Source organism: Streptomyces sp. BE303 (assembly GCF_036290945.1).
In the GTDB taxonomy this organism is placed as follows: domain Bacteria; phylum Actinomycetota; class Actinomycetes; order Streptomycetales; family Streptomycetaceae; genus Kitasatospora.
In genome coordinates this window covers 46,297-62,772 of record NZ_JAQYWZ010000911.1, presented here as the reverse complement: position 1 = coordinate 62,772, position 16,476 = coordinate 46,297, and the positions used below count along the sequence as shown (strand labels likewise).

At 73.9% G+C, this 16,476-nt stretch carries 12 protein-coding genes; 4 read left to right on the top strand and 8 right to left on the bottom strand.

Features of this window, described 5'->3' with window-relative positions; all coding sequences use genetic code 11:
- Positions 1-126 precede the first annotated feature (126 nt).
- From murD to rsmH, 7 genes are all read right to left on the bottom strand, one after another.
- Positions 127-1,560 carry a UDP-N-acetylmuramoyl-L-alanine--D-glutamate ligase gene (gene murD, locus PUR56_RS35810; RefSeq protein WP_329952034.1) on the bottom strand — a complete coding sequence of 478 codons (1,434 nt, stop codon included), beginning with the start codon at positions 1,558-1,560 and terminating at the stop codon, positions 127-129.
- Entirely contained in the window at positions 1,557-2,618 is a 1,062-nt protein-coding gene (gene mraY / locus PUR56_RS35805; protein ID WP_329882146.1) for a phospho-N-acetylmuramoyl-pentapeptide-transferase, read from the bottom strand. Before mraY ends, murD begins: the two co-directional genes overlap by 4 nt.
- The gene (locus PUR56_RS35800; RefSeq protein ID WP_329952033.1) at positions 2,618-4,018 is read right to left on the bottom strand and encodes a UDP-N-acetylmuramoyl-tripeptide--D-alanyl-D-alanine ligase; all 1,401 of its coding nucleotides are present in this window, start codon (positions 4,016-4,018) and stop codon (positions 2,618-2,620) included. The genes mraY and PUR56_RS35800 overlap by 1 nt, the downstream gene beginning before the upstream one ends.
- A complete protein-coding gene (locus PUR56_RS35795) occupies positions 4,015-5,682 on the bottom strand; it encodes a UDP-N-acetylmuramoyl-L-alanyl-D-glutamate--2,6-diaminopimelate ligase (protein WP_329952032.1) in 1,668 nt (555 codons plus the stop codon). The genes PUR56_RS35800 and PUR56_RS35795 overlap by 4 nt, the downstream gene beginning before the upstream one ends.
- 6 nt (positions 5,683-5,688) lie before the next feature.
- Positions 5,689-7,983: a peptidoglycan D,D-transpeptidase FtsI family protein gene (locus tag PUR56_RS35790; RefSeq protein WP_329952031.1), complete on the bottom strand. Its 2,295-nt coding sequence runs from the start codon at positions 7,981-7,983 to the stop codon at positions 5,689-5,691.
- Positions 7,980-8,552 (bottom strand): cell division protein FtsL, encoded by a 573-nt coding sequence (locus PUR56_RS35785; protein WP_329882151.1) that lies wholly within the window; start codon positions 8,550-8,552, stop codon positions 7,980-7,982. The genes PUR56_RS35790 and PUR56_RS35785 overlap by 4 nt, the downstream gene beginning before the upstream one ends.
- Positions 8,553-8,625: 73 nt before the next feature.
- On the bottom strand, positions 8,626-9,600 hold the full coding sequence (gene rsmH / locus PUR56_RS35780) for a 16S rRNA (cytosine(1402)-N(4))-methyltransferase RsmH (protein WP_329952030.1): 975 nt from the start codon (positions 9,598-9,600) through the stop codon (positions 8,626-8,628).
- Between the two features lie 615 nt (positions 9,601-10,215).
- Between rsmH and PUR56_RS35775 the strand changes: the two genes are divergently transcribed.
- The 4 genes from PUR56_RS35775 (at position 10,216) to PUR56_RS35760 (ending at position 15,873) form a co-directional block, all read left to right on the top strand.
- Positions 10,216-10,758, top strand: coding sequence for a beta-class carbonic anhydrase (locus PUR56_RS35775; protein WP_329882153.1), 543 nt, complete (start codon positions 10,216-10,218; stop codon positions 10,756-10,758).
- A 306-nt stretch (positions 10,759-11,064) separates the two neighbouring features.
- Positions 11,065-12,111: an AAA family ATPase gene (locus PUR56_RS35770; protein WP_380363915.1), complete on the top strand. Its 1,047-nt coding sequence runs from the start codon at positions 11,065-11,067 to the stop codon at positions 12,109-12,111.
- A gap of 1 nt (position 12,112) precedes the next feature.
- Entirely contained in the window at positions 12,113-13,435 is a 1,323-nt protein-coding gene (locus PUR56_RS35765) for a DUF58 domain-containing protein (protein WP_329952029.1), read from the top strand.
- Positions 13,432-15,873, top strand: coding sequence for a transglutaminase family protein (locus PUR56_RS35760; RefSeq protein ID WP_329952028.1), 2,442 nt, complete (start codon positions 13,432-13,434; stop codon positions 15,871-15,873). The genes PUR56_RS35765 and PUR56_RS35760 overlap by 4 nt, the downstream gene beginning before the upstream one ends.
- 159 nt (positions 15,874-16,032) lie before the next feature.
- Here PUR56_RS35760 and PUR56_RS35755 read toward each other — a convergent pair whose 3' ends face one another.
- Positions 16,033-16,422, bottom strand: a complete 390-nt coding sequence (locus PUR56_RS35755; protein ID WP_329882157.1) for a DUF3040 domain-containing protein — start codon at positions 16,420-16,422, stop codon at positions 16,033-16,035.
- Positions 16,423-16,476: the final 54 nt, after the last annotated feature.

Sequence of the window (16,476 nt, the reverse complement as noted above, 5' to 3'; positions counted from 1 at the left end):
CTGACCGCCGCCCACCCGTCCCGCTCTCCCTCTGCGCCTCGCCCGCCTCCGGGCCGCTCCGATCCGGCGCGGCCCCTCGGCTCGCGGTGCGGGGCCCGTCCGTGCTCAGGGTGTGTCCGACACGCCCTACGCGTCCGCCAGCCCCCGGACGGCCGCCGCGAAGAGGTCGCCGCGCTCGCCGTAGTTGGTGAACATGTCCATCGAGGCACAGGCCGGGGCCAGCAGCACCGTGTCACCCGTTCGGGCGAGTGAGGCGGCCGCGCGGACCACCTCGGCCATCGCCACCGCGCCAGTCTGGCCCTCGGCCGCCTCGATCACCGGGACATCCGGCGCGTGTCGTGCCAGCGCCTCCCGGATCAGCGCGCGGTCCTCGCCGATCAGCACGGCGGCGCGCAGCCGCTCGGCCGCGCCCTGGACCAGGTCGTCGAAGGCCGCGCCCTTGGCCAGGCCGCCGGCGATCCAGACGATCGGCCGGTAGGCGGAGAGCGAGGCCGCGGCGGCGTGGGTGTTGGTCGCCTTGGAGTCGTCGATGTACGTCACGCCGTCGACGACGCCGACCTCGGCGATCCGGTGGGCGTCCGGCCGGAAGGCGCGCAGGCCCTCCCGGACGGCCTTCGGGTCCACCCCGTAGGACCGGGCCAGGGCCGCGGCGGCGAGCGCGTTGGCGATGTTGTGCGGGGCCGGCGGGTTGACGTCCTCGACGGAGCCCAGCTCGGCCGCGTTCTTGGCCCGGTCCGACACGAAGGCACGGTCCACCAGCAGGCCGTCGACCACGCCGAAGTTCGACAGGCCGGGCGCACCGAGGCCGAAGCCGACCGCCCGGCAGCCCTCCTCGACGTCGGCCTCGCGGACCAGCGCCTCGGTGGCCGGATCGGCCAGGTTGTAGACGCACGCGACGACGTTGCCCTCGTAGATCCGGCCCTTGTCGGCGGCGTACGCCTCCATCGAGCCGTGCCAGTCGAGGTGGTCGGGGGCCAGGTTGAGCACGGCCGCCGAGTACGGGCGCAGCGAGGGCGCCCAGTGCAGCTGGTAGCTGGAGAGCTCGACGGCGAGCACGTCGTACGGCTCCTCGGCGAGCACGGCGTCCAGCACCGAGACCCCGACGTTGCCGACGGCGGCGGTGCGCCGGCCGGCGGCCGTGAGGATCGAGGCGAGCATCTGGACGGTGGTGGTCTTGCCGTTGGTGCCGGTGACGGCCAGCCAGGGAGCGGGCTCGCCGGTCGTGGCCAGCGGGCGGCGCAGGCGCCAGGCCAGTTCGACGTCGCCCCAGACCTCCACGCCGGCCGCGGCGGCGGCCGCGAACAGCGGGCTGCTCGGCGGCCAGCCGGGCGAGGTGACGACCAGCCGGGTGCCGTCGGGCAGGCTGTCGCCGTCGCCGAGGCGGACGGTCACCCCCTGGGCCTCCAGCTCGGCGGCGCGGGCCTTCAGGCCCTCGCCGCTGCCGCCGTCCACCACGGTGACGCGGGCGCCGAGTCCGTGCAGGACGCGGGCCGCGCTGATGCCCGAGACTCCGAGCCCGGCGACGGCGACCGGCAGCCCGGCCCACTCGGGGTTGGTCATCCGGTCACCCATCCCGCGTAGAAGAGGCCGAGGCCGACGGCCACGCAGAGGCCCTGGATGATCCAGAACCGCACCACGACCAGGACTTCGCTCCAGCCCTTGAGTTCGAAGTGGTGCTGCAGCGGGGCCATCTTGAAGACGCGCTTGCCGGTCATCCGGAACGAGCCGACCTGGATGATCACCGAGAGGGTGATGATCACGAAGAGGCCGCCGAGCAGGATCAGCAGGATCTCGGTGCGCGAGCAGATCGCCAGACCGGCCATCGCACCGCCGAGGGCCAGCGAGCCGGTGTCGCCCATGAAGATCTTGGCGGGCGAGGTGTTCCACCAGAGGAAGCCGAAGCAGGAGCCCATCAGGGCGGCCGCGACCACGGCGAGGTCCAGCGGGTCCCGGACGTCGTAGCAGTTGGAGGTGGCCGAGACGGCGTACGCGCAGCTCTGGCCGTACTCCCAGACGCCGATGAAGGTGTAGGCGCCGAAGGCCATCACCGAGGCACCGGTGGCCAGGCCGTCCAGACCGTCCGTCAGGTTCACGCCGTTCGAGGTCGCGGCGATCAGGAAGTACGCGAAGATGACGAACAGCACCGGGCCGACCGACCACTCGAAGTCGCGGACGAACGAGAGGTGCTGGGAGGCCGGGGTGCGGTCGGCGCCGTCGGGGAACTGCAGCGCCAGGACGGCGAAGATCAGGCCGACGAGGGACTGCCCGGCGAGCTTCGCCTTGGCCCGCAGGCCCAGCGAACGGCGCTTGACGACCTTGATGTAGTCGTCGAGGAAACCCACCAGTCCCAGACCGGTCGTCAGGAACAGCACCAGCAGTCCGGAGGCGGTCGGGGATTCGCCCGTTATCGCCTTGGTGGCGAAGTAGGCGATGAGCGTCGCCAGGATGAAGGCGATGCCGCCCATGGTGGGCGTGCCCTTCTTGCTGTGGTGCGCCTTCGGGCCGTCGTCGCGGATGTACTGGCCGTAGCCCTGCCGGGCGAGCAGCTTGATCAGGGCCGGGGTGCCGAGCAGCGACAGGACCAGGCCGATCATGCCGGAGAAGAGGATCTGCTTCATTACTGGGCCGCACCGTCCGCGAGGATCGCCTCGGCCACCTTTTCGAGCCCCACCGAGCGGGACGCCTTCACCAGCACCACATCCCCCGGCCGCAGCTGACTGCGCAGCAGTTCGACCGCCGCGTCCGCGTCGGACACCAGCACCGACTCCTCACCCCACGAACCTTCGTTCCTCGCGCCCAGTTCCATGCAGGCCGCCTCGCGTCCGCCGACCGCCACCAGTTTGGTGACGTCCAGCCGGACCGCGAGCCGCCCGATGGCGTCGTGCTCGGCCAGGCTCTCCTCGCCGAGCTCCCGCATCTCGCCGAGCACCGCCCAGGTACGGCGACGCTCCGGACCTCGTCCCCCCATCGAGACCAGCGCCCGCAGCGCGGCCCGCATCGAGTCGGGGTTCGCGTTGTAGGCGTCGTTGACGACGGTGACACCATCGGCCCGGTCGACGACCTCCATGCGCCAGCGGGACAGCGCACCCGCCTCACTCAGTGCTTCGGCGGTGTCGTCGACGGTCATCCCGAGCTCCGTCGCCACCGCTGCGGCGGCGAGGGCGTTCGAGACGTGGTGCTCACCGTACAGGCGCAGCTGCACGGGTGCGGAACCGGCGGGGGTCGTCAACGTGAAGGATGGCCGTCCGGTGGAGTCCAGACGAACATCCTGTGCGCGGACCCGGGCGTCCGGGGATTCACCGAAGAACACCACCCTGGCCTTGGTGCGCGCGGCCATTGCGCGCACCAACCGGTCGTCGATGTTGAGGATCGCGACGCCGTCGGCCGGGAGCGCCTCGACCAGCTCGCCCTTGGCCTCGGCGATCGCCTCCTGCGAGCCGAACTCGCCGACGTGCGCGGTGCCGACGTTCAGCACCAGGCCGATCCGGGGCGGGGTGATCGAGGTGAGGTACTCGATGTCGCCCTTGTGCCGGGCTCCCATCTCCAGCACCAGGTGCCGGGTGGCGTCCTCGACCCGCAGGGCGGTCATCGGGTGGCCGATCTCGTTGTTGAGCGAGCCGGGCGGGTAGACGGTGTCGCCGAGGCGCCGGAGCAGCTGGGCGATCAGGTCCTTGGTGCTGGTCTTGCCGGCCGAGCCGGTGAGGGCCACGACGGTGGCGCCGGCGCGGCCGACGACCGCGCGGGCCAGCTTGCCGAGCGCGTCCACCACGCTGTCGACCAGGACGGTGGGGCCGCCGACCGGGCGGGAGGCCAGCACCGCGACGGCGCCCGCCGCGACGGCGGTGGCGGCGTAGTCGTGGCCGTCCGCGTGCTCGCCGACGAAGGCCGCGAAGAGGCCGCCGGGGACGACCTTGCGGGAGTCGACCTCGACCGGGCCGGTCACCAGGGCGTCGGGGTCGGCGTCGGCCAGGGTGCCCCCGACTGCTGCGGCCACCTCGGCGAGGGTCAGTGCGATCACTGCTGCTCTACTCCTCCGGTGCCCCGGGCGGCCGTGGTCCGTGCCACGACGTCCTGTCCGATGGCGTCACGCAGCACCTCCCGGTCGTCGAAGGGGCGGATCTCGTCTCGTACGTACTGGCCGAGCTCGTGGCCCTTGCCGGCCACCAGCACGGTGTCACCGGCCCGGGCGCGGGTGATGGCCAACTGGATCGCCTCGGCCCGGTCGGGGGCGACCAGGACGGTGCCGCGCTCGGCCTCGGGCACCGCGGCGGCGCCGGCGAGCATCGTGGCGAGGATCGCCAGCGGGTCCTCGCTGCGCGGGTTGTCGCTGGTCAGCAGGGCGGTGTCGGCGAGCCGGGCGGCGATGCCGCCCATCGGGGCGCGCTTGTGCGGGTCGCGGTCGCCGCCGCAGCCGACGACCACGTGCAGCCGGCCCTTGGTGACCTCGCGCAGGGAGCCGAGGACGGCCTCCAGCGCGTCCGGCTTGTGCGCGTAGTCGACCACCGCGACGTACGGCTGACCGGCGTCGACCCGCTCCAGCCGGCCCGGCACGCCGGGAACGGCCGCGATGCCGGCCACGGCCCGGTCCAGCGGGAGGCCGGCGGTCGCCAGCACGGCGATCGCCGCCAGCGCGTTGGCGACGTTGAACGGGCCGGGCAGCGGGACGGCCGCGTCCGCCTCGGCGCCGTCGGGGCCGAGCACCCGGAACGTCGAGCCGACGGGGCCGAGCTGGACGTCCACCGCGCGCCAGTCCGCCTCGGGCGCGCCGGTGGCGGAGAAGGTGACGACCGGGATCTTCGCCTCGGCGGCCAGCCGGCGGCCGTACGCGTCGTCCAGGTTGGCCACGCCGGCGCGGGACTTGCCGGGCTGGAAGAGCCGGGCCTTCGCCTGGAAGTAGTCCTCCATGTCCGGGTGGAAGTCGAGGTGCTCGGGCGTGAGGTTGTTGAACAGCGCCACGTCGTAGACCACGCCGTCGGTGCGGCCGTAGACCAGCGCGTGGCTGGAGACCTCCATGGTCACCGCGTCCGCGCCGCGCTCGCCCATCACGGCGAGGATCGCGTGCAGGTCGGTGGCCTCGGGGGTGGTCCGCTCGCTCTTGATCCGCTCGGTGCCGACCCGCATCTCGACGGTGCCGATGACCCCGGGGCTGCGCCCGGCGCCGTGCAGACCGCCCTCGACCAGGTAGGAGGTGGTGGTCTTGCCGTTGGTGCCGGTCAGCCCGATCATCAGCAGCCGCTCGGAGGGCCGGTCGTAGACGGCGGCGGCCAGCTCGCCCATCCGGGCCCGCGGGCGGTCGACGACCAGCAGCGGCAGGCCGGTGCCGGCGGCCAGCTCGGCGCCGGCCGGGTCGGTGAGCACCGCCACGGCGCCGGCCGCGGCGGCCTGCCCGGCGAAGGACGCGCCGTGGTGGTTGGCGCCCGGGAACGCCACGTACACGTCGCCGGGACGGACCTCGCGGGCGTTGTGGGTGACGCCGGTGATCTCGGGTCCTTCGACGGGGTCGAGACCCAGCAGTCGGGCGACCTCGGCGAGCGGCCGGGCCCCCGTCCGGGCGGGGCGGGGCGGGCTCACGGTGGTTTGATCGGGTTTCGGCACGGCGGAGAGGCTATCCGCCGAAGGGCTTCCAGGGCCAAACCGGCCCTTTTCCGTGCCGGCGGCCGCACCCGCCCGGTCGTTGCTCATGGTCGATCACGGCTTCCACTCGACGGGCAGGTTGGGCGCCTCGCTACCGCTCGGCGGGACCTTGAGGGTCTTGAGGGTGAACTCCATCACCTGCTTGAACACCGGGCCGCAGAGCTGGCCGCCGAAGTGGCCGTTGACCGGGTCCTGGATCACGCAGGAGACGGTGACCCGCGGCTGGTCGGCCGGGGCGAAGCCGATGAAGGACGCGGTGTAGCCGCGGTACCCGCCGGTCTTGGGGTCCACCCGGTTGGCGGTGCCGGTCTTCCCGGCCACCCGGTAGCCGGGGATGGCGGCCTTGCCGCCGGTCCCCTGCTCGTCGGAGACGACCGACTCCAGCATCTCGGTGAGGGTCTTGGCGGTCTGTTCGCCGACCACCCGGGACTGCGCGCCCTGTGCGGCCGGGGTGTACCTGCCGTCCGGTGCGGTGGTGCCCTGCACGACGCTGGGCGTCACCCGGACCCCGCCGTTGGCGATGGTCGAGAACACCGAGGTCGCCTGCAGGGCGTTGACCGACAGGCCCTGTCCGAACGGGATGGTGTACTGCTTGGACGCCTTCCAGTCCTCCGGCTTGTCGAGCAGGCCGGCGGTCTCGCCGGGGAAGTCCAGGCCGGTGTGCTCGCCGATGCCGAACTTGCGCAGGTAGTCGTAGAGGACCCGGTTGGCCTCGGGCTGGGTCGCGCCGAGCGTCTGAGCGGCCTCGATGGTGCCGATGTTGGAGGACTTGGCGAGCACGCCGGCCAGGGTGAGGTACCAGGTGTCGTGCAGGACGTCGTCCTTGAACGCCACGTCGCCGCGGACCAGCGGGTACGGCACGGTGACCTTGGTGTCCCAGGTGGCCTTGCCGGTGTCCAGGACCGCCGCCATGGTCATCAGCTTGGCGGTGGAGCCCGGCTCGTAGGCGTCCTGCAGGGCCGCGTTCCCGAGCTGCGAGTTCCTGGCCGTGCTCAGGTCGTTCGGGTTGAAGCCCGGCGAGGAGGCCATCGCCAGCACCTGGCCGTTCTTCACGTCCTGGACGATGACGTAGCCCTTCTCCGCCCCGGCGTTGGCGACCTGGTCGGTGATGGCCCGCTGGGCGGCCCACTGGATGTCGCGGTTGACGGTCAGCCGCAGGTCGGTGCCGGGCACGGCGGGCTCCAGCGAGCCGCCGGCGGTGGGCACCAGGCGACCGCCGGCCTGGGCGTAGCTGCTGTGGCCGTCCTTGCCGGACAGCTCGTGCTGGTACTGCTGCTCCAGACCGCCTGCGCCCTCGCCCTCGGCGTTGACGAAGCCGACCAGGTTGGCGGCCAGGCCGTCGGAGGGGTAGACCCGCTTCTGGGTGTCCCGGTTGAAGACCCCGGCCAGCGGGTTGACGCACTCGTTGTCGAGCCTGGTCCGGCCGCCGTCCTCGACGGACTTGTTCAGCAGCCGCTTCTGGGCCTGGCAGCCCCGCGAGCCGGCCTGCTTCTCCAGGCTCGACTTGAGGTCGCTGATCTGGTTCTTGACGTCCGGGGTCTGCTGGGCGGCCAGCCGCTTGTAGCGGGTCTTGGGGGTGTGCAGGTCGGCGGCGATCCGCTCCTTGGGCAGGCCGAGGATCGGCGCCAGCAGAGCGGCGGCCTGCTCGGGGGCGTCCGGGAGGCCGGTGGCCTCGGGGGTGAACATCGCGGGGTCGGCGGTGATGTCGTACGCGTCGACGGTGGTGGCCAGGGCGACCCCGTCGGAGGACGCTATCGAGCCGCGCTCGGCGGTGATCGGGATGTTCAGGTACCGGTTGGTGTTGGCGTCGGCGGCCAGCGCGTCGGAGTCCAGCAGCTGGAGCTGGACCAGCCGTCCGGCGAAGATCGAGAAGACGACCGAGAGCACGATGGTGATCACCCGCAGCCGACGGCGCGGGTCCGCCAGCCGGATCCCCCGCGGCTGCGGGCGGCGCTGCGGCGGACGCGGGCGCGGCCGGTCCCCCGCCTGGCCGGCGCGGGCCGGCGGGCGGCCCTCGGGGCGGCGCTGCTGCGGGGTGCGGGGCGTGCGGGCGGCGGCCCTCGGGTCCCGCCCGGCGGCCGGCTGGGCCTTGGCCCCGGGCTGGCGCGCCTGGGACTGCTTCGCGGGCGACGGCTTCGCGGGCGGTTGCTTGGCGCGGGCCGGCTGACCCGCGGCGGACTGCGGCTTCGCCGGCTGCCCCTTGGCGGGCTGGGCGCGCCCGGCGGCCGGCGGCTTGCCGGTGGACTGCCCGCGCGGGACCGGCCGGGGCGCGGCGCCCTTGACGGGACGGCGTCCGCCGTTGCCGCCGCTGCCGCCGTTTGCGCCGGAGGGCTGACGGGGTGTGCTCATCGGGCTGCGCCCCCGCCCGTGGCCGGCGCCGGCTGCGGCGCGGTCGGGTTGAGCTGGACGGTGACGTCGCCGCCGGGGGCCGGGGCGTTCGGCGCCGCGGTGGTGGGCTGCGCCGCCGCCGGGGATCCGGGCTGGGCACCGGGTTGGGCGCTCGGCGCCGGCTGCTTCCCGGGCCACGGTTCCACGGTGGACCGTTTCACCGGCGGGCTGTCCTGGGCCGGCTTCGGCGTGCCGACCACCGCGCCGCCGTTCGGCAGGTCGAGGAAGGCCATCCCGCCGGCCGGCACCATGCCCAGCTCGGCGGCCCGGCGGGCCAGCGCGTCCGGCGCGGAGTTCTGGTCGATCTGGTGCTGGAGCCCCTGCTGCTCGTCGGTGAGCACGGTGGTCTGCCGCTGCAGCCTGGACAGCTCGAAGGAGCCCTCGTTGAGGGCGGTGTTCAGTGCCAGCAGCCCGAGCAGTCCGGCCCCGAGCAGCACCACCACCAGCACCGCGAACGGCGTCCGCCCCCGTACCTGGCGTCGCCCGGGGCGGACGGTGATCCGCGCCCTGCCGCCCTGCCCGGGGAGCACCCTGCTCCCCGCCCCGCCTCCGGCCACCGGCCCCACCGTCTTTCCTCCGCCCTTCGGACCGTCCCGGTGCCGGTCAGCCCCGGGTGCTTCGGTCCCTGATCCTCTCCGCCACCCGCAGCCGTACGGGTGCGGCGCGCCGGTTCTCCTCGATCTCCTCCTCGGTGGCCTGCTCGGCACCGCGGGTGATCAGCTTGAGCCAGGGCTGGTGCTCCTCCGGGACGAACGGCAGCCCCGGCGGGGCGGTGTTGGTCGCCCCGGCCGCGAAGCACTGCTTGACCAGGCGGTCCTCCAGCGACTGGTAGGACATCACGGCGATCCGCCCGCCGATGGGCAGGACGCCCAGAGCCCCGGGAATCGCCCGCTCCAGGACCTCCAGCTCGCCGTTGACCTCGATCCGCAGCGCCTGGAACGTGCGCTTGGCCGGGTTGCCGCCGGTGCGGCGGGTGGCGGCCGGGATGGCGTTGCGCACCAACTCGACCAGACGCGCGCTGTTGGTGAACGGTTCCTTCTCGCGTTCGCGCAGGATCACCGAGGCGATCTTCCCGGCGAACCGCTCCTCGCCGTAGAACTTGAGGATCCGGGCCAGCTCGCCGTGGCTGTAGGTGTTCAGCACCTCGGCCGCGCTGATCCCGCGGGTCTGGTCCATCCGCATGTCCAGCGGCGCGTCCTGCGCGTACGCGAACCCGCGCCCGGCCTCGTCCAGCTGCATGGAGGAGACGCCGAGGTCGAAGAGGATGCCGTCGGCCTTCGGGATGTCCAGGCGCTCCAGTACCTCGGGGATCTCGTCGTAGACGGCGTGCACCAGGGTGGCCCGTTCGCCGAAGGGGGCCAGCCGCTCGCCGGAGAGCTTGAGCGCCGCCGTGTCGCGGTCCACCGCCACCAGCCGGACGTCCGGGAACTGGGTGAGCAGGGCCTCGCTGTGGCCACCGAGGCCGAGGGTGGCGTCCACCACCACCGCACCGGGCCGGGAGATCGCCGGGGCCAGCGCGTCCATGCACCGCTGCAGCATCACCGGGACGTGCTTGGGGGCCGGATCGTTGGTGGTCATTGCGCGGTGGCGCCCTTCCTCGGTGCGGAGCCGCCCGAAGTACGGGAGCTCGGACCATTCTGTCCCACCACGCCGCGAAGCAGACGCAGGGGCCGGGCCGCGGCCCGTGGGCCCCGCCCGCTCCTTGGGGAAGGTCGTGACCGCCCGGCACCGGGGAAGGTGCGCCAGGTGGCACGGAGCGGGTGGAGGCCACGGGCCGCGTCGGCCGCCGCACCGGCCGGAAACGCCCGGTTGACGGGCCCCGGCGGGTGTGCTCCACTGCGCCGCAACTCTACCGCGCACGCCCCGTCAGTCAATGGCCCGCTCCGGCGCACCACCCGGGCGGCGGTACGGATCACCGCAGGTCGCGACGGTGCTCGTGGCACATGCCGGACGCCGCAGCCGCGCCGGCCGCGGTGCCGCGCGCCCCGGTACCGGGCACCGCCCCGGACAGCGGACGGGACGGGGCGGGACCGGACCGGGACCGGGTCGGGACCGGGTCGGGACCGGGTCGGACAAATCCGTCCGTATCGCCCGGAAGCGGCAGCGCCTTGTGGATATGCGCTCGGTCACACGGGCCCGCTCTGTCGCCATCAGCCCCACCAAGACCCGGCGAATCGCACTAACGTCTTCACCATGACAGTGACCCCCGACCGGCCCACGCCGACCGCCGCTGCCGACGCCCCGACACCCACCATCATCGACCGCTTCGTCGCGGCCAACCGCGAGTACGCGGTGACCTTCCGCGACGGCGGGATGGACGCCCGCCCGGTGCAGAAGATCGCCGTGGTCGCCTGCATGGACGCCCGCCTCGACCTGTTCGCCGCGCTCGGCCTCGAACTCGGCGACGCCCACGTCATCCGCAACGCGGGCGGCGTGGTCACCGACGACACCATCCGTTCCCTCACCATCAGCCAGCGCGCCCTGGGCACCCGCTCGGTCGCGCTGATCCACCACACCGGCTGCGGCCTGCTCGGCCTCACCGAGGACTTCCGCCGCGAGCTGGAGCAGGAGGTCGGACAGCGCCCGCAGTGGGCGGTCGAGTCCTTCGTCGACCTGGACAGTGACGTCCGGCAGTCCATGCAGCGCGTCCGCACCTCTCCGTTCCTGCTGCACACCGACAACGTGCGCGGCTTCGTCTTCGACGTCCACACCGGGCTGCTGCGCGAGATCCACTGACCCCGTCCATCCGGTCGGCCCGGCCAGCGTCGCCCGGGCCAGCCGGACGCTCCCCGGAAGCCCCCCGGCCCGCCTCCCCGGCACGGCCGCCCGAGGGTGCCCGGTCCGGAGGGTGACTTCTGACCACCGCCCGGGGGAGAATGCGCCTGCCGGTCCGGCCTCGAACCACCTGGGGCGGCCGGTCGCAGGCCGTACTCCGGCACCGGCTCCCGGAACACGGAACCGCTCCCGGAGGGGCCGCGTCCAGCATGGGGTGGGGGCCGGCCTCAACGGAGGCGGGCACGTGGTGTGCCAGGGAGCGAACGGGTGACGAGCTACAACGATCAGGCCGGTCTCGACGGTCGTGCAGGGGGCGACCGGGAGACGCCGGGGTACCACCCCGTCGGTCTGCCGGAACTCGCCGCCGTCGTGGACCGGATCCGCGGCAACATCGAGAGCGTGATCGAGGGCAAGCCGGAGGCCATCCGGATCGCCCTGACCGTCCTGCTCGCCGAGGGCCACCTGCTGCTGGAGGACGTGCCCGGCGTCGGCAAGACCATGCTGGCCAAGGCGCTGGCCCGGTCCGTCGACTGCACCGTGCGGCGCATCCAGTTCACCCCGGACCTGCTGCCCTCGGACGTCACCGGCACCAACATCTTCGACCAGCACCAGCGCGACTTCGAGTTCCGGCCGGGCGCGATCTTCGCCCAGATCGTCGTCGGCGACGAGATCAACCGGGCCTCGCCGAAGACCCAGTCCGCGCTGCTGGAGTCGATGGAGGAGCGTCAGGTCACCATCGACGGCACCAGCTACGAGCTGCCCTCGCCGTTCATGGTCGTGGCCACCCAGAACCCGGTCGAGATGGAGGGCACCTACCCCCTCCCCGAGGCCCAGCGGGACCGCTTCATGGCCCGGATCTCGATGGGCTACCCGAGCCCCGAGGCCGAGTTCGCCATGCTCGACGTGCACGCCGGCGCGAGCCCGCTGGACGACCTCCAGCCGGTCGCGCACGCCTCCGACATCCTCAAGCTGATCGACCTGGTCCGCACCGTGCACATCGCCGACCCGGTCCGCCGCTACGCCGTCGACCTGGTCTCCGCCACCCGCACCAGCCACGAGCTGCGCCTCGGCGCCTCGCCCCGCGCCACCCTGCACCTGGTCCGGGCCGCCCGCGCCGCCGCCGCCCTGGACGGCCGCGACTACGTCACCCCGGACGACCTCCAGCGCCTCGCCGTCCCGGTGCTCGCCCACCGCCTGATGCCGACCGCCGAGACCCAGCTCAGCCGCCGCACCTCCGAGCAGATCGTGGCCGAGCTGGTCGCCCGCCTGCCGCTCCCGCGCCCGCAGGGCGCCCCCGCCACGCGGAGGAGCTGAGGTGGGCCCGTCCGACGAACCGTCGGGCCTGCGCGCCGGCCTGCGCGGCCTCACCACCCGGGGCCGTTCCTTCCTCGCCGCCGGGGTGACCGCGGTGGTCTGCGCGTACCTGCTCGACCAGGACGCCCTGCTGCGCGTCGGCGTCCTGCTCGCCGCGCTGCCGCTGGCCGCCGCCCTGCTGCTGTCCAACACCCGCTACCGGGTGGCCAGTGGCCGGCGGCTCAGCCCGCGCCGGGCGGTGGCCGGCCAGGAGGCCCGGGTCCACCTGCGGGTGGACAACGTCTCCCGGGTCCCCACCGGCCTGCTGCTGCTGGAGGACAAGGTCCCGTACGTGCTCGGGCCGCGCCCGCGGTTCGTACTGGACCGGGTCGAGCCCCGCGGCAACCGCGAGGTCTCCTACCGGGTCCGCTCCGACCTCCGGGGCCGCTACCCGCTCGGCCCGCTCCAGCTGCGGCTCTCCGACCCGTTCGGGATGTGCGAGCTGAACCGCTCGTTCTCCGCGTCCGACGTGCTCACCGTCGTCCCGCAGATCCTGCCGCTGCCGTACGTCCGGCTCAGCGGCGAGTGGGCCGGCCAGGGCGACAGCCACGCCCGGGCCCTGGCCCTGGCCGGTGACGACGACGTCATCCTGCGCGAGTACCGCCCCGGCGACGACCTCCGCCGGGTGCACTGGAAGTCCACCGCCCGCTACGGCGAGCTGATGGTCCGCCGCGAGGAGCAGCCCCGCAAGGCCCGGGCCACCGTCCTGCTGGACACCCGCGAGGTGGGCCACCGGGGCAGCGGCCCCGCCTCCTCCTTCGAATGGGCGGTCTCCTGCGCCGCCTCGGTCACCGCCCACCTGCTGGAACGCGGTTACCAGACCCGGCTGCTGACCGACACCGGCCTCGCCGTCCCCGGGAGCGGCGCCGGCGGCGGCAACACGGCGGCCGACACCTCCGGCCTGATCCTGGACGCCCTCGCCGTGGCCGACCTCTCCGAGGGCGCCGGGCTCTCCCGCGCCGAGGAACCGCTGCGGGCCGGCGGGGAGGGCCTGCTGGTCGCCGTCCTCGGCGACCTGGACGAGGAGCAGGTCGCCCGGCTGGCCCGGCTGCGCAACCGCACCGGTGGCGCCGTGGCCTTCCTCCTCGACACCGCCACCTGGGCCGGCCTCCGCATGCTCGCCCCCGACACCGGCGGCGACGAGTTCCACGACCGGGTGCTCCGCCTGCGCGAGGCCGGATGGACCGTCCTGCCCGTCCGTGCCGGCGACTCGGTCACCGAACTGTGGCGGGCCGCCGACCGGGCCGAGGCGCCCTCCCCCTACCGAAACGAGGCCGGCGCGTGACCACCCGGGCCAAACTGACCGCGTACTCGGCGCTGGCCACCGCCCTGGCCGCGCTCTGCCTGACCCCGCTGCTGACCACCAAGGGCTGGATCACCCACGCGTACCTGGTGGTGGCCGTGATCGCGGTCGTCGGCGCGGGCCTGCGGCGCACGCCGTTCTACCGCTGGGCCGTCCCGCTCGGCCAGCTGGTCGCGCTCCTCCTCCTGCTGCTGCTCGCCTTCGCGACCTCCGGCGCCTCCTGGGGCGGGATCGTCCCCGGTCCCGAGTCGCTGCGCACCCTCGCCCGGGCGTTCGAGCAGGGGCTGAACGACATCCGGGAGTACGCCATCCCCGCCCCGCCCAGCGCGGGCCTGCGGCTGATCATGATCACCTCGATCGGCCTGATCGCCGTCGCGGTGGACACCGTCGCGGTGACGTACCGGCGCTCGGCGCTGGCCGGGCTGCCGCTGCTGGCGCTCTACTCGGTCGGCAACGGCCTGGCCGGCGACCGGGGCAACTGGCTCTGGTTCGCGGCCGCCGCGGCCGGCTACCTGGTCCTGCTCTTCGCCGAGGGCCAGGACCGGGTCTCCCGCTGGGGCCGGGTCTTCCGCGGCACCCCGCACGGCACCGAGGGCAGCTCCGGCGGACTCAGCCAGAGCGGCCGGCAGGTCGGCGTGGTGGCACTCGCGCTCGCCCTGCTGCTGCCGGCCTTCCTGCCGCGCTGGAGCTCCGGCCTGGTGAACAGCGGCGGCACCGCGAGCTCCGGCAAGCACGGCGGCGCCGGCGGCTTCAACAGCCTCGATCCCCTGGTCGCCCTGAACGACGCGCTCCCCGAGCCCCGCAACGTCGAGCTGCTCACCTACAAGATGGACAGCCCGCTGGCCGACAGCACCTACCTGCGCACCGGCTCGCTGGACGCCTTCGACGGCACCAGGTGGAAGCTCAGCTCCACCGACACGACCGAGTTCAAGGGCACCCTGCCGGCCCCCGACGGCCTGACCGTGCCCGACTTCCCGGAGCTGAAGACCACGGTCAGGATCAGCGACCGGCTGGAGAACGCCTGGCTCCCGATGCCCTACCCGGCCCGGACCGTCTCACTGCGCAACACCGCCGACTGGCAGCTCGACTCGCTCACCTCGGCCCTCCAGCCGACCCGGGACAAGGCGATCAAGGGCCTGGGCTACACGGTCACCTCGCTGTACGTCGGCCCCACCGCCGCCGAACTGCGCAGCGCCCCCCAGGCGCCCGACCGGATCCGGGCCCAGTACCTCGACCTGCCGAGGGACCTGCCGCCGATCGTCCGCCAGAAGGCCGTCTCCGTCACCCAGCAGGCGAGGACCCCCTACGACAAGGCGGTCGCGCTGCAGGAGTGGTTCACCCGCTCCGGCTTCACCTACGACGTCAAGACCCGGTCCGACAGCGGCAGCGACGCGATGGCCGACTTCCTGACCCGGCGCCGGGGCTATTGCGTCCACTTCGCCTCCACCATGGCCGCGATGGCGCGCGTCCTGGACATCCCCGCCCGGGTCGCGCTCGGCTTCACGCCCGGCGACACCAAGGGCGGCGAGGTCTACTCGGTGACCGACTCGATGTACCACGCCTGGCCCGAGCTGTACTTCGAGGGCTACGGCTGGATGCGCTTCGAGCCCACCCCGACCCGCGGCGTGCCACCCGAGTACAGCGACCAGGTCGCCGCGCCGACCACCGCACCGACCACGCAGCCGACCGCGCAGCCGCAGCCCAGCGCCTCGGCGCAGCTGCCGTCCGCCAACCCCGACTGCGACCCGAAGCTGCGCAGCATGGGCGAGTGCGGGGAGCGGGACAAGTCCGCCGGCGGTGCCCTGGCCGACTCCTGGCTGTTCTCCGGGAAGACCCTGGCCACCCTGGCCTCCGCCCTGGTGCTGCTCGCGCTGCTGCTCACCCCGATGGTCTGGCGGGCGCTGCTGCGTCGGCGCCGGCTCGGAGCCGGCGGGCGGCGGCGCCCCGGAGGGGAGGGGTCGGTCGAACTCACCGACGAGCAGGTGATGGCCGCCTGGGACGAGCTGATCGACTCCGCCTGGGACCTCGGCATCCCGCCCGACGAGTCGCGGACCCCGCGCTCCGCCGCGCGCCGGATCGCCGAGACCGCCGAGCTCGACGAGGCCTCGGCGGCGGCGGCCGGGCGGGTGGCGCTGGCCACCGAGCGGGTCCTCTACGCCCGGACCACGCAGGTCACCACGCCGCTGGCGGCGGACGTCCGGACCGCCCGCGACGGCCTGCGGGCCGGCGCGGGCCGGCGCGGCCGGACCAGGGCGCTGCTCCTGCCCGCGTCCTCGGCCCAGCTCTGGTGGCGCCTCTCGGACGCGGTGCTGGCGGCCCGGCTGGCAGTGCGCCGCAGGGCCGCGCGGCTGACCGCCGCCGTCACCGGGCCGGTCCGCCGGGCCCTGCGGCGGCGGAAGGGCGACGGTCCGGAGTCCTGACACACCGGCTCCCGTCCCCGTCCGGCTCCCCCGCGGGTGCCGGACGGGAGCCCGGGGACAACGGAGAGGGCGGGCAGTCGGTCGACTGCCCGCCCTCGTCACGTTCGTCCGGCGTCCCGTGCGTCCGTCCGGATCCTCACCCGGCCCCGGACGACCGGCTCAGAACCCGCCGGTCTGCTCGTCGCGCCGGCGCTGCCAGCGCTGCTCCACCCGGTCCATCATCCCTGCCTTGCGGCGCGGGGCCGCGGCCGGCCCGGCGCCCTGGGTCTGTCCGGCGGGCCCACGGCGCCAGCCGGTCACGGCGAAGACGGCGCACCCCAGCATCACCAGGAACCCGACCACGCTGACCCAGATCTGGTTGGGTACGACCATGCCGCCCATCAGCAGGCCGATGCCCACCACGAAGCCACCGACGGCCAGGTACACCCGGCGACGGGTGTAGGTGCGCAGACCGGTTCCCTCAAGCGCCGACGCGAATTTGGGATCTTCGGCATACAGCGCTCGCTCCATCTGGTCGAGCAGTCGCTGCTCGTGCTCCGAGAGCGGCACGGAGTCCTCCTACTCGTCGGTCGCGGGTGCGACCGGTCCGCCGCCCCGGTCGGG

Bases quoted from the DNA above. Each gene is read 5' to 3' on its own strand.
- murD (WP_329952034.1), bottom strand. From the start codon at position 1,560: ATGACCAACCCCGAGTGGGCCGGGCTGCCGGTCGCCGTCGCCGGGCTC.
- mraY (WP_329882146.1), bottom strand. From the start codon at position 2,618: ATGAAGCAGATCCTCTTCTCCGGCATGATCGGCCTGGTCCTGTCGCTG.
- PUR56_RS35795 (WP_329952032.1), bottom strand. From the start codon at position 5,682: ATGAGCAACGACCGGGCGGGTGCGGCCGCCGGCACGGAAAAGGGCCGG.
- PUR56_RS35790 (WP_329952031.1), bottom strand. From the start codon at position 7,983: ATGAGCACACCCCGTCAGCCCTCCGGCGCAAACGGCGGCAGCGGCGGC.
- rsmH (WP_329952030.1), bottom strand. From the start codon at position 9,600: ATGACCACCAACGATCCGGCCCCCAAGCACGTCCCGGTGATGCTGCAG.
- PUR56_RS35775 (WP_329882153.1), top strand. From the start codon at position 10,216: ATGACAGTGACCCCCGACCGGCCCACGCCGACCGCCGCTGCCGACGCC.